Origin of the sequence: Enterobacter sp. CCUG 70166, from assembly GCF_020224095.1 — a bacterium.
Classification (GTDB): domain Bacteria; phylum Pseudomonadota; class Gammaproteobacteria; order Enterobacterales; family Enterobacteriaceae; genus Enterobacter; species Enterobacter intestinihominis.
Window position 1 is genome coordinate 1 of record NZ_NRIQ01000053.1, and the last position, 12,355, is coordinate 12,355.

17 protein-coding genes are annotated in these 12,355 nt (G+C 52.1%); 8 read left to right on the plus strand and 9 right to left on the minus strand.

Annotation, left to right across the window (positions count from 1 at the left end; genetic code table 11):
* Positions 1-47: 47 nt before the first annotated feature.
* The 4 genes from tcyP to hxpB form a co-directional block, all read right to left on the minus strand.
* Positions 48-1,439 carry a cystine/sulfocysteine:cation symporter gene (tcyP, locus tag CKK19_RS21185; protein ID WP_022647826.1) on the minus strand — a complete coding sequence of 464 codons (1,392 nt, stop codon included), beginning with the start codon at positions 1,437-1,439 and terminating at the stop codon, positions 48-50.
* A gap of 127 nt (positions 1,440-1,566) precedes the next feature.
* On the minus strand, positions 1,567-2,157 hold the full coding sequence (locus tag CKK19_RS21190; RefSeq protein ID WP_015570742.1) for a metal-dependent hydrolase: 591 nt from the start codon (positions 2,155-2,157) through the stop codon (positions 1,567-1,569).
* 95 nt (positions 2,158-2,252) lie between these two features.
* The gene (gene kduD / locus CKK19_RS21195; RefSeq protein ID WP_063854331.1) at positions 2,253-3,014 is read right to left on the minus strand and encodes a 2-dehydro-3-deoxy-D-gluconate 5-dehydrogenase KduD; all 762 of its coding nucleotides are present in this window, start codon (positions 3,012-3,014) and stop codon (positions 2,253-2,255) included.
* A 128-nt stretch (positions 3,015-3,142) separates the two neighbouring features.
* A complete protein-coding gene (gene hxpB, locus CKK19_RS21200) occupies positions 3,143-3,814 on the minus strand; it encodes a hexitol phosphatase HxpB (protein ID WP_022647828.1) in 672 nt (223 codons plus the stop codon).
* Between the two features lie 141 nt (positions 3,815-3,955).
* On the opposite strand from hxpB, the gene CKK19_RS21205 reads away from it, so the two are divergent.
* Entirely contained in the window at positions 3,956-4,492 is a 537-nt protein-coding gene (locus CKK19_RS21205; RefSeq protein ID WP_015570741.1) for a YniB family protein, read from the plus strand.
* Positions 4,493-4,524: 32 nt separating this feature from the next.
* Here CKK19_RS21205 and CKK19_RS21210 read toward each other — a convergent pair whose 3' ends face one another.
* The 3 genes from CKK19_RS21210 to pfkB form a co-directional block, all read right to left on the minus strand.
* Complete coding sequence (locus tag CKK19_RS21210; protein WP_022647830.1) at positions 4,525-5,385, minus strand: fructosamine kinase family protein; 861 nt, start codon at positions 5,383-5,385, stop codon at positions 4,525-4,527.
* 105 nt (positions 5,386-5,490) lie between these two features.
* Positions 5,491-5,781, minus strand: coding sequence for a type V toxin-antitoxin system endoribonuclease antitoxin GhoS (ghoS, locus tag CKK19_RS21215; RefSeq protein ID WP_003857822.1), 291 nt, complete (start codon positions 5,779-5,781; stop codon positions 5,491-5,493).
* 91 nt (positions 5,782-5,872) lie between these two features.
* On the minus strand, positions 5,873-6,805 hold the full coding sequence (gene pfkB, locus CKK19_RS21220) for a 6-phosphofructokinase II (RefSeq protein ID WP_022647831.1): 933 nt from the start codon (positions 6,803-6,805) through the stop codon (positions 5,873-5,875).
* A 17-nt stretch (positions 6,806-6,822) separates the two neighbouring features.
* On the opposite strand from pfkB, the gene CKK19_RS21225 reads away from it, so the two are divergent.
* The 3 genes from CKK19_RS21225 to CKK19_RS21235 all read left to right on the plus strand — a co-directional run bounded on the left by CKK19_RS21225 (position 6,823) and on the right by CKK19_RS21235 (position 8,357).
* On the plus strand, positions 6,823-7,095 hold the full coding sequence (locus CKK19_RS21225) for a hypothetical protein (protein ID WP_022647832.1): 273 nt from the start codon (positions 6,823-6,825) through the stop codon (positions 7,093-7,095).
* Between the two features lie 5 nt (positions 7,096-7,100).
* Positions 7,101-7,859, plus strand: a complete 759-nt coding sequence (locus tag CKK19_RS21230; RefSeq protein ID WP_063854325.1) for a YdiY family protein — start codon at positions 7,101-7,103, stop codon at positions 7,857-7,859.
* Between the two features lie 264 nt (positions 7,860-8,123).
* Entirely contained in the window at positions 8,124-8,357 is a 234-nt protein-coding gene (locus CKK19_RS21235; RefSeq protein ID WP_063854332.1) for a hypothetical protein, read from the plus strand.
* Between the two features lie 149 nt (positions 8,358-8,506).
* Here CKK19_RS21235 and yniD read toward each other — a convergent pair whose 3' ends face one another.
* Positions 8,507-8,614 carry a small membrane protein YniD gene (gene yniD / locus CKK19_RS21240; RefSeq protein WP_003857815.1) on the minus strand — a complete coding sequence of 36 codons (108 nt, stop codon included), beginning with the start codon at positions 8,612-8,614 and terminating at the stop codon, positions 8,507-8,509.
* A 98-nt stretch (positions 8,615-8,712) separates the two neighbouring features.
* Positions 8,713-8,805 carry a stress response membrane protein YncL gene (gene yncL / locus CKK19_RS21245; RefSeq protein ID WP_071785204.1) on the minus strand — a complete coding sequence of 31 codons (93 nt, stop codon included), beginning with the start codon at positions 8,803-8,805 and terminating at the stop codon, positions 8,713-8,715.
* A 323-nt stretch (positions 8,806-9,128) separates the two neighbouring features.
* On the opposite strand from yncL, the gene thrS reads away from it, so the two are divergent.
* The 4 genes from thrS (at position 9,129) to rplT (ending at position 12,305) form a co-directional block, all read left to right on the plus strand.
* On the plus strand, positions 9,129-11,057 hold the full coding sequence (gene thrS / locus CKK19_RS21250; protein ID WP_006809077.1) for a threonine--tRNA ligase: 1,929 nt from the start codon (positions 9,129-9,131) through the stop codon (positions 11,055-11,057).
* A 3-nt stretch (positions 11,058-11,060) separates the two neighbouring features.
* Complete coding sequence (gene infC, locus CKK19_RS21255) at positions 11,061-11,603, plus strand: translation initiation factor IF-3 (RefSeq protein WP_059443439.1); 543 nt, start codon at positions 11,061-11,063, stop codon at positions 11,601-11,603.
* 97 nt (positions 11,604-11,700) lie between these two features.
* On the plus strand, positions 11,701-11,898 hold the full coding sequence (gene rpmI / locus CKK19_RS21260; protein WP_001124225.1) for a 50S ribosomal protein L35: 198 nt from the start codon (positions 11,701-11,703) through the stop codon (positions 11,896-11,898).
* A 50-nt stretch (positions 11,899-11,948) separates the two neighbouring features.
* Positions 11,949-12,305 carry a 50S ribosomal protein L20 gene (rplT, locus tag CKK19_RS21265; RefSeq protein ID WP_000124850.1) on the plus strand — a complete coding sequence of 119 codons (357 nt, stop codon included), beginning with the start codon at positions 11,949-11,951 and terminating at the stop codon, positions 12,303-12,305.
* Positions 12,306-12,355 lie beyond the last annotated feature (50 nt).

The window sequence follows — 12,355 nt, forward strand, 5'->3', positions numbered from 1 at the left end:
TATATGGGGTTCACTTCACGATGGCGGTTTTTTTATTTCAGCAGTGATTAACGATGTGCCAGTTCGGCATCATCTTCACTGTCGAGAATCGTTTTGTCGGTCTGCTTCAGCCACTGGCTGGTCAGGGTACCGGCGGTCATTGAACCACTCACGTTCAACGCGGTACGACCCATATCGATCAGTGGTTCAACAGAGATCAGCAGGGCAACCAGCGTTACCGGCAGCCCCAGCGCAGGCAGAACGATCAGCGCAGCGAAGGTCGCGCCGCCGCCCACGCCCGCAACACCGGCGGAGCTAATGGTCACGATACCGACCAGCGTCGCAATCCAGACCGGATCCAGCGGGTTAATACCTACGGTTGGGGCAACCATCACGGCCAGCATCGCCGGGTAGAGACCCGCACAGCCGTTCTGCCCGATGGTGGCGCCAAAGGAGGCCGAGAAGCTGGCGATAGACTCGGGTACGCCCAGACGACGTGTCTGTGCTTCCACGTTCAGCGGAATCGATGCCGCGCTGGAACGGCTGGTGAAGGCGAAGGTCAGCACCGGCCAGACTTTGCGGAAATATTTCAGCGGGCCAACGCCGTTCACCGCCAGCAGGATGCCGTGCACAACAAACATGATGCCCAGACCGAGGTACGAGGCAATCACAAAGCTGCCAAGCTTGATGATGTCTTGCAGGTTAGAACCTGCCACGACTTTGGTCATCAGCGCCAGGACACCGTACGGCGTCAGCTGCATGACCAGACGCACCAGCTTCATTACCCAGCTTTGCAGGGTATCGATGGCAGTCAGAACCCGCTCGCCTTTCGGCGCATCGTCCTTCAGCAGCTTCAGCGCAGCCACGCCCAGGAACGCAGCGAAGATCACTACGCTGATAATGGAGGTTGGGCTTGCACCGGTCAGGTCAGCAAACGGGTTTTTCGGAATGAAGGAGAGCACCATCTGCGGAACGGTCAGATCGGCCACTTTACCCACGTAGTTGGTCTCAATCGCCGTCAGACGCGCGGTTTCAGCGCTACCCTGCACCAGACCTTCAGCAGTCAGGCCAAACAGATTGGTAACCAGCACACCCACCAGCGCCGCAATCAGCGTGGTGAAGAGCAGGGTGCCAATGGTCAGGAAACTGATTTTACCCAGTTGAGAAGCATTATGCAGGCGGGCTACGGCGCTCAGAATTGAGGCGAATACCAGCGGCATAACGATCATTTGCAGCAGCTGTACATAGCCGTTACCGACAATGTTGAACCACTGAATGGAATCTTTCAGTACCGGGCTGTCGGAGCCGTAAATAGCGTGTAAGGCCAGGCCAAACACCACGCCCATGACCAGACCAACCAGTACCTTTTTCGCCAGGCTCCACTGTTTGTGGCGAGCCTGGGCGAGAAGCAATAGCAATACGACGAACACAACAATGTTCGCGATGAGTGGAAAATTCATCCCCGTTCTCCTGATTTATTATACGGTCGGTTTTTACCGAACCTGTTGGCGCAAGGTTATCAGAAGTGTGATGTGGCGCTTATATCCATATGGAATGGTTTATGACAAAAGTGATTATATTGTCGGTTTAATGTTCAATCTGGTGATTAATAAAACGATTGAACTGAAATTGCAGCGAGTTGATCATCTGCGATGACCAGCGCACTGCACCATTTTCGGGCAATGTCTGCGGCATCCAGACGGCATAGGCAAACAGCGCCATGCACAGAACGCGCTCCAGCTGGTTGCCTTTTTGCGGCACGAGGATTGGCAGGCGGAAACGCCAGCGGCAGGGCCAGAGCAGCGGAACGCCCGCTGGCGTCAGCATATCGGCGAGGATATGGCTTAAGTAGCCGAGCACCATGCCCTGAATGGCATCCGCCGGGACTATCCAACTCTCGGGAACCTTCAAATAGAAGAGTGTAAGCAGGCCAAATACGGCCAGCAGGCTGTGTGTAAACCCGCGATGACCAAAGGCTCTGGCGATGGGTTTTGAAATCCACTTCAGCCGCTGACCAAGGAATGATTTTGGATGATCGATGTCCGGCAGCAGGCAGGTCAGCACGGCAGAAGGGACAATATGCCACCAGTCCCCCTGGGCCAGCACAGGGGTCAGTTCAGCGTTTTTAGCAAACACTGCACAGGCAAGTGAAAAAAGCAGGTGGCCTTCCGCCGTCATGATAAAACCCGGTAAACTGTCAATCCATACAGTATAGGGTTTTTATACAGTGTGTGAAAGAGGTGACGGTGTAACTCTTTGTCACAAACCGGCGGTTAGCGCGCCAGCCAGCCACCGTCTACGGCAAGGGTATGGCCGTTAACGTAATCCGACGCCGCCGAGGCCAGAAACACCGCCGGACCCTGTAAATCCTCCGGAAGTCCCCAGCGGCCCGCCGGAATACGGTCGAGGATCGCCTGGCTGCGCTGCTCATCATCGCGAAGTTGTTGGGTGTTATTTGTCGCCATATAACCCGGCGCGATAGCGTTCACGTTAATACCTAGCGGCGCCCATTCGTTTGCCAGCAGGCGGGTGAGCCCGAGGACGCCGCTTTTCGAAGCCGTATAGGACGGCACCCGAATGCCGCCCTGGAAGGAGAGCATGGAGGCAATGTTAATGATCTTGCCGCCCTGACCCTGCACGATAAACTGTTTCGCTACTGCCTGAGAGAGGAAAAAGACCGATTTCAGATTGAGATCGATGACCTCGTCCCAGTCCTTCTCGCTAAATTCCAGCGCATCGCACCGACGAATGGTGCCGGCATTGTTAACCAGAATATCGATGCGGCCCATCTCTGTGACGGCGGTATCCACGACGCTCTGAATACTCTCATGCTTGCCGAGATCGGCGCGAATTGCGATAAAGCGCCGTCCCAGCGCCGTGACGCGCGCTGCCGTTTCGTCAGGAACCTTGCGGTTTACCCCCACGATATCGCATCCTGCCTGGGCGAGGGCAATGGCCATGCCTTGCCCCAGACCGGTATCGCACCCGGTCACCATCGCCACTTTTCCTGCCAGAGTAAAAGCATCCAGTATCATACGCGCCTCAGAAGTCAGGTTATTGTCATTCTGCACGTAAGGATAGGAGTCTGGAATGAGAAAAGCAAATAAAGTAAAACGTTGTTTTGATTTTGTGATACAGGCAGCCGAAGCTGCCTGAAAGAGCGTTACTCTCCGCGCAGATGGCGGGCAGTCAATTCTTCAAGAGACGTCAGCCTGACATCCGCGAGGGCAAAGCGGGGATCGTGTCGGCCTTCTTCAGCCGGCACAACGATGGAGCGCATACGTGCGGCTTTGGACGCCACCATGCCGTTAACCGAATCTTCCAGCGCCACACAGGTAAGCGGATCCAGCCCCAGTTTCGCGGCGCAGTCCATATACACCTGCGGATGTGGCTTGCTGTAAGGAAGCTTTTCGGCCGAGGCCAGCGCGTCGAAGCTGTCGCGCAGCCCGAACATCGTCAGCACTTTTTCCAGCATATGCAGAGGTGAGGCAGAGGCAAGCCCCACTTTCAGCCCTTGCGCCTTGCACAGGGCGATAGCGTCGCGTACGCCCGGTAACAGAGGCTTATTCTCTTCTACAAGGGAGATAGCACGGTTGATAATGCGCGCCGTAACTTCGTCGCGATCCGGGCCAACCCATGGCTGGTGGGCATACCAAAGGTCAACCACCATATCGATGCGCAGCCCCAGGGTATCGGGAAGCTCATTACGACGACTGATATCGACGCCGAGGCTGGCCATCACGTCCAGTTCAGCCCGATCCCACAGGGGTTCGGAATCAATCAACAATCCATCCATGTCAAAAATAGCGGCAAGTATCTGGCGCGGTGTCGACATTACAACATCTCCTTATCTTGGGGGTAAGACGAACGGTGCTAAGCACAAGCAATTTAGCATATTGCATTCAAAGATCGGGCGAAAATGACCGACAGCAGGTAGACTTAGGCACAAATAACGCGTCTTTATGAAGAGGAACTAATGACGTATCAACAAGCTGGACGCATCGCAGTCTTAAAACGTATTGCTGGTTGGGTTATTTTCATTCCCGCCCTGATTTCAACGCTGATCTCCGTACTTAAATTTATGTACGATCACAGCGAAAAACAGCCGGGCATTAATGCCGTCATGCTTGATTTTGCCCACGTCATGATTGAGATGATGCGGTTTAACACCCCATTCCTGAACGTCTTCTGGTTCAACTCGCCCACCCCGGATTTTCACCACCAGCTGAATGTCGGGTTCTGGATAATCTATGCGTTGATCTTTATCGCGATGGCGTTGCAGGCCTCCGGCGCACGCATGAGCCGCCAGACCCGCTTTTTACGCGAAGGGGTGGAAGATCAGCTGATACTTGAGAAGGCGAAAGGCCCTGACGGGATGAGCCGCGAGCAGATCGAATCGCGCATTGTCGTTCCGCGTCATACCATTTTTGTGCAGTTTTTCCCGCTCTATATCCTGCCGGTTATTATCATTGTGGCCGGGTATTTCTTCTTTACGCTGCTCGGCTTCCTGTAATGTCAAAGGGGGCGTATTGCCGCCCCCTCCCGCTATGCCGCCAGGATACGATCCAGCGCTCGCTGGGCATTCACCAGATGACTCCCGCCAAACAAAATCGCCCGGTTTAGCAAGGTGTACAGCTGATAAACCGGCTGACGTTCAAGGAAACCCGCAGGTAACGGCGAGACAGACTGATAGCCATCATAAATTTGCGGCGGCTGTTCAGGGTGCAACGGCAGCATCGCGAGGTCACATTCTCTGTCGCCCCAGTAGCAGGCCGGGTCAAATATATAGGGACCATCAGGCCCAAGCGCGCAGTTGTTCGACCATAAATCACCGTGCAGAAGGGAAGCCTGTGGCTGATGCGAAGCCAGACGCTGCTGAATGTGTTCAACAATCGCGTCGATGTTGCCGAACGCTAGTCCCTTTTCAGCGGCCAGCTCCAGCTGCCAGCCTATGCGCTGCTCGGCGAAAAAAGTCGACCAGCGGCGTTGCCACGCGTTTGGCTGTGGGGTGGTAGAGAGGTCGTTATCGAAATCGAGCCCAAACTGAGGTTGATCGCTCCACTGGTGCAAACGGGCGATCTGTTGGCCGAGAATAAAGGCGTTGTGCGCATCCAGAGGGCGCGCCGGAAGATAGTTCATCACCAGAAAGCTGTAGTCACGATCGCTGCCAACGGCTAAAACCTGTGGAACGTTGACTGTTTTACTGCGCGATAACAACTCAAGCTGATCGGCTTCGGCCGTAAAAATGGGGAGCAATTCGCGCTCATCACATTTCACGAAGAGATCGCGCCCGGCGTAACGTAAATGCCATGCGGCATGGATCTCTCCGCCTGGCAGTTCGTTACGCAGTTCAATTTCACCTTCACCCAGCTGCTCACTTAAAAGATGACTGATAGCCTGCCACATGATGTCTCTCCCATGTTGTCTGCCAGATCATAAAGTTAGCGCAAAACGGCTATAAAAAAACAGGAACTAACGCACAACTGAGCGGTTTAATTTTGTACAGGGCACTTATTGTTCTTTTTTATGCCAGTTTTCCCAGCTATCCACATCAATTTCCGTGGCTTTGTCAGTCACGCTTTCCACCAGGCTACTGGCCAGCGCCTTCACCTCCTCCTGACTCAGCGGGCTTATCAGGCCAAAGGCCAGCGAGCCGAGATCGTGAATATTGCCCTCATCGTCCGTCAGCGTGAGCAGAAAATTCGCCCGCGTGAAAGCGTTGTTGAGTTCATTCAGTTCGGTCAGCGATGCTTCATGAATATTGACGGTTACGACGTAGCGGGTGATATCACCACTGCTCATAATTCACCTCGTTGTTATCCTGAAAGTTTTCTTAGCATAGTCGATAAGCCATATTTGGCGACTTCCCCCTCCACGGGAAGGGGAAGCACGTTCAGCTTCTCGCCAGGTAATCGACAATTTTCTGGGTATCCGCAAGCGAACACAGACGGGTTCCCTGATTGATGGTGGCAGCGCTCCCTGCCGCGACGCCATAGCGTGCCATCTCCAGAAGCGAAGCGCCCTGCGCCAGCTTCAGCACCATCGCGCCAACCATACTGTCACCGGCACCCACGGTACTCTGACTTTTCATCGGCGGTGGAACAACCTGCACGCAGCCCGTCTTGTCGACGGCCAGCGCACCCTGAGGACCGAGAGAGACTACAACGCGATGCGCTTTGCCCGTGCGTACCAGCTCTTCTGCGGCAGTACGCACGTCATCAGGCTGGTTGAGCTCGCGATTGACAAGCGCACTGAGCTCTTTCTGGTTAGGTTTGACAAGTTCAAGTTGTCCGGGCTCTAACGCCGCCTTCAGGGCATCGCCTGAGCTATCGACAATGCAGCGGATGCCGCGCTGGAGCACCGCCTGAACCAGTGCCGTCAGCTTTTCTGTTTTGACGCCCGGCGGCAGGCTACCGCTGATCACCAGCAATGAGCCGCTTTCAATGGTCAGCACTTTCTCTTCCAGTTGACGAAACTCATCATCGCTCAACTTCGCCCCTGGCATCACAAAACGATATTGCTCGCCGCTGGATTCAACATGGACATGCAGGTTTTGCCGGGTCCAGTCTCTGGCGTCAACGGTATCTACGGCAACCTGTTCATCTGCCAGCAACGCAACCAGATGCTCACCTGTGGCGCCGCCAGCGGGGAAGATGGCGGTTGCTTTTCCGCCGAGATGGGTAATTGCGCGCGCCACGTTAATGCCGCCGCCGCCCGGCTCAAACACCGGCGCGCTACAGCGCAGCTTACCTTCCGGATAGATTTGCGGCGTCATGGTCGCAGAGTCGAGGGAAGGGGAGAGCGTCAGCGTGTAAATCGAAGCCATCATGACCTCCTTTTATCATGGGTTATTTTAAGCCTGGCACCGTTTGGCAGGAAGGCAACGTAAATAACAGTATGATTTTAAAAATGAATGCTGACAAAAAACCTTGGCCGGGTATATACATTAAATCGCGTTTTGGGATCGTTCTTATTCAAAAAATGAAAGAAGAAATTATTGCTATGTTATTTGCGGCTTTTTATAATTTGTTACCTTTCTATGGTCGCCTTGTCATTGATCCGCAAGAAAGTTTCCGAGACCGTGACGGTCTCTTTTTATGTTGTACGGACTCCTAAAATAAATGAAGCTTTTGAAGACAGTACCCGCAGCACTGATGCTGGCGGGTGGCGTATTTGCGTCACTGAATGCAACCGCCGATGATACCGTTTTTACTGTCATGGACGATCCCTCCACTGCCAAAAAACCCTTTGAAGGTAACGTGAATGCCGGGTATCTGGCGCAATCCGGTAACACGAAAAGCTCCTCCATGACCGCAGACAGCACCCTGACCTGGTACGGCAACACCACGGCCTGGTCGCTGTGGGGCAATGCCAGCAACACGTCTGCTAACGATGAACGCTCCTCTGAGAAATACGCGGTAGGTGGGCGTAGCCGTTACAACATGACAGATTATGACTACCTGTTTGGGCAGGCGAGTTGGCTTACTGACCGCTACAACGGCTATCGCCAGCGCGATGTCATGACTGCGGGTTATGGTCGTCAGTTCCTGAATGGACCGGTGCACAGCCTCCGTTTTGAATTCGGTCCGGGTGTCCGTTACGACGAGTACACCAACGGCGAAGATGAAACCCAGCCGCTGGGTTATGCATCGGGCACCTACGCATGGCAAATGACTGACAACGCGAAATTCACCCAGGGTGTGTCGGTGTTTGGTGCTGAAGATACAACGCTGAATTCTGAAAGTGCGTTGAACGTGGCTATCAACGAACACTTTGGACTCAAGGTGGCGTACAACGTAACCTGGAACTCATCACCGCCTGATTCCGCGCCGGAACATACCGATCGCCGAACCACGATTTCTTTAGATTATAAAATGTAATTTCTTCGGGCCGGGACTATTCTCGGCCTGTTTTTTATTTTTTGAAACTGTGCTTATTTATATTAAACGGCGTTTTGAAATAATAGGCATGCTTTCGTCTTCATAATTTCTCCATAATTAGGCGACCAGGCCTTATTCAGTTTATTTGACACGATTTGATAAATAATTTGACTAGGCAAAAGTGTGATCCAGATCTACACTTACGGCACAGGCAAAAAACTCGCCTCAGGCATTTCTGCATTAATTAAGTATGAGAACAGAATTATGAAAAAAATCAAAACCGCTACAGTAGCGATGGTGCTTTCCGCACTTTCATTTGGCGTATTTGCTGCTGATAATATGACGCAACCTGCCAGTGACGTTAACAGCCCAGTCGGGATCGCTAAAGCCTCTGATGTTGAAGCAGGCTCCAACATTGCCCCTGGCTCCCAGTCTACCGGCCAGTCAATGAATGATGCATTTGATGTACACAAGCTGGTGGCGGGTGAGTGGTCCTGATATTTCAATTGCCACATGTGATGGAATATATACGCTGTCCCAGCCTGGCGAAAACCTGATTATGACGTACCGGTTTTGGACCATAAATTATCGTAAAGATAGTTAAGATTTATTCAGTAAATTCACGGCACGTTGTCGCTGACATAATATTAGCCCCAGATCATCGCGGCCCAGCGCAGCAGCAACATCGCGCCGCAAATAGCGATTAACACCACGACCATTTTCCAGTGCTTAACGGCAAATCTTTTTGTTGGCATAACCCAATCCTTGTCAGTTGATACCCTTAGTCTACCAAAGTCTGCGCCAGAAAGCGCTTTACCCGGGACAACAGGTTATGCCAGAACAGCGGTTCGGCTCAAAACCAGTGGAATCTGTCGGCCAGTATCAATACCAGACCAGCAGCGGAAAGTAGATTCAATATCACAACGGTTCTGCTCGATACATTCATGTGATACCCCTTCGATGTTTAAGGACCAGATCAAGAATAGCTCAGCACTTTCGGATTGCGAGCCCCCGTCAACAAAAGTTCATGAACGCAGACATAAGGATGAGCGGTTCAAATCGGTCGCGGGAAGGTGCATTCGCCCTGTTAATAGTGTTACCATTACGCTGCTTGCCGTAAATCCGCATTTATCTGAATCGGCAGGTGCATGATGACGAACCAATTTGACGATTGTTGGTCAGATGGTTTCGTAATCTACTGTTTAATCACGATTATTTTCTTTGTATATGCTCTTATGTGTGGGGCATCACTGCAAATAAGGATATAAAATGCCTGTAATTACTCTTCCTGATGGCAGCCAACGCCATTTCGACCACGCTGTAAGCCCAATGGATGTTGCCCTGGATATCGGTCCTGGACTCGCAAAAGCAACCATTGCAGGCCGCGTAAACGGTGAACTGGTAGACGCGTCCGATCTGATTGAAAGCGATGCAACGCTTGCGATCATCACCGCGAAAGACGAAGAAGGTCTGGAGATCATTCGTCACTCCTGTGCGCACCTGTTAGGTCATGCTATTAAGCAGCTGTGGCCCAACACCAAAATGGCGATCGGCCCGGTTATCGACAACGGCTTCTACTACGACGTTGACCTTGACCACACCCTGACACAGGAAGATATCGACGCGCTCGAAAAACGTATGCATGAGCTCGCCGAAACGAACTATGACGTCATCAAGAAGAAAGTCAGCTGGCATGAAGCGCGTGAAACCTTCGTGAAGCGCGGCGAGAGCTATAAAGTCTCCATTCTTGATGAAAACATCGCTCATGATGACAAGCCTGGCTTGTACCATCACGAAGAATATGTCGACATGTGCCGTGGACCGCACGTGCCGAATATGCGCTTCTGTCATCACTTCAAACTGATGAAAATCGCAGGCGCCTACTGGCGTGGCGACAGCAACAATAAAATGTTGCAGCGTATCTATGGTACCGCATGGGCCGATAAGAAAGCCCTGAACGCGTACCTGCAACGCCTGGAAGAGGCGGCTAAGCGTGACCACCGTAAAATCGGTAAGCAGCTTGACCTGTATCATATGCAGGAAGAAGCGCCGGGGATGGTGTTCTGGCATAACGACGGCTGGACAATCTTCCGTGAACTGGAAACGTTCGTGCGCTCCAAGCTGAAAGAGTACCAGTATCAGGAAGTGAAAGGCCCGTTCATGATGGACCGTGTGCTGTGGGAAAAAACCGGCCACTGGGACAACTACAAAGATGCGATGTTCACCACTTCGTCTGAGAACCGTGAATACTGCATTAAGCCAATGAACTGTCCGGGCCACGTTCAGATCTTCAACCAGGGTCTGAAATCCTACCGCGATCTGCCGCTGCGTATGGCGGAGTTCGGTAGCTGCCACCGTAACGAGCCATCAGGTGCGCTGCACGGTCTGATGCGTGTTCGTGGCTTTACTCAGGATGATGCGCATATCTTCTGTACTGAAGATCAGGTACGTGATGAAGTTAACGCCTGTATTCGTATGGTCTACGATATGTACAGCACCTTTGGCTTCGAGAAGATCGTGGTCAAACTCTCAACGCGTCCGGAAAAACGTATCGGTAGCGATGAGACATGGGATCGCGCAGAGGCGGATCTCGCCGTGGCGCTGGAAGAGAACGGTATTCCGTTCGAATACCAGCTGGGCGAGGGCGCATTCTACGGTCCAAAAATTGAATTTACCCTGTATGACTGCCTCGATCGCGCATGGCAGTGCGGAACGGTACAGCTGGACTTCTCCCTGCCGCAGCGTTTAAGCGCCTCTTATGTTGGCGAAGACAACGAGCGTCAGGTGCCGGTTATGATTCACCGTGCGATTCTCGGTTCACTGGAGCGCTTCATCGGCATCCTGACTGAAGAGTTCGCGGGCTTCTTCCCAACCTGGCTTGCGCCAGTGCAGGTAGTTGTGATGAACATTACCGATTCTCAGGCGGATTACGTTAAAGAATTGACGCAGAAACTACAAAATGCGGGCATTCGCGTAAAAGCAGACTTGAGAAATGAGAAGATTGGCTTTAAAATCCGCGAGCACACTTTACGTCGTGTCCCGTATATGTTGGTCTGTGGTGATAAAGAGGTGGAAGCAGGCAAAGTTGCCGTTCGCACCCGCCGTGGTAAAGACCTGGGGAGCCTGGACGTAAGTGAAGTGATTGAGAAGCTGCAACAAGAGATTCGCAGCCGCAGTCTTCAACAACTGGAGGAATAAGGTATTAAAGGCGGAAAACGAGTTCAAACGGCACGTCCGAATCGTATCAATGGCGAGATTCGCGCCCAGGAAGTTCGCTTAACAGATCTTGAAGGTGAACCACTGGGGATTGTGAGTCTGAGAGAAGCGATCGAAAAAGCTGAAGAAGCTGGAGTAGATTTAGTTGAAATCAGCCCTAACGCCGAACCGCCAGTTTGTCGTATTATGGACTACGGCAAGTTCCTTTATGAAAAGAGTAAATCTTCTAAGGAACAGAAGAAGAAGCAAAAAGTTATCCAGGTTAAGGAAATCAAATTCCGTCCTGGTACCGACGATGGCGATTATCAGGTAAAACTCCGCAGCCTGATTCGCTTTCTGGAAGATGGCGATAAGGCCAAGATCACGCTGCGTTTCCGCGGTCGTGAGATGGCCCACCAACAGATTGGTATGGAAGTGCTTAACCGCGTCCGTGAAGATCTGAGTGAACTGGCAGTAGTCGAATCCTTCCCAACGAAGATCGAAGGCCGCCAGATGATCATGGTGCTCGCTCCTAAGAAGAAACAGTAAGGCCTTCAAGCAGCAAAATCTGTGGAGCCTTCGGGCCCCATAGGTTTTGTTCGCCTATGTTTCGTTTATTTAACAATGCGAAGTGGAAGTTATTAAAATGCCAAAAATTAAGACCGTACGCGGTGCTGCTAAGCGCTTCAAAAAAACCGGTAAAGGTGGTTTTAAGCACAAGCACGCTAACCTGCGTCACATTCTGACTAAGAAAGCTACCAAGCGTAAACGTCACCTGCGTCCAAAAGCCATGGTTTCTAAAGGCGATCTGGGCCTGGTCATCGCGTGCCTGCCGTACGCATAAGTCGTTAACGTTTAACTTTTTTAACTTAGAATAGATACAGGAGAGCACACATGGCTCGCGTAAAACGTGGTGTAATTGCACGTGCACGTCACAAGAAAATTTTGAAACAAGCTAAAGGCTACTACGGTGCGCGTTCACGCGTATACCGCGTTGCCTTCCAGGCTGTTATCAAAGCAGGTCAGTACGCTTACCGTGACCGTCGTCAGCGTAAGCGTCAGTTCCGTCAACTGTGGATTGCGCGTATCAACGCAGCAGCACGTCAGAACGGTATTTCTTACAGCAAATTCATCAACGGCCTGAAAAAAGCCTCTGTTGAAATCGACCGTAAGATCCTGGCTGACATCGCAGTATTCGACAAAGTAGCGTTCACCGCTCTGGTCGAAAAAGCGAAAGCAGCACTGGCATAAGCCAGTTGAAAGAGGGGGCTTTGCTCCCTCTTTTCATATCGCCTTATCAG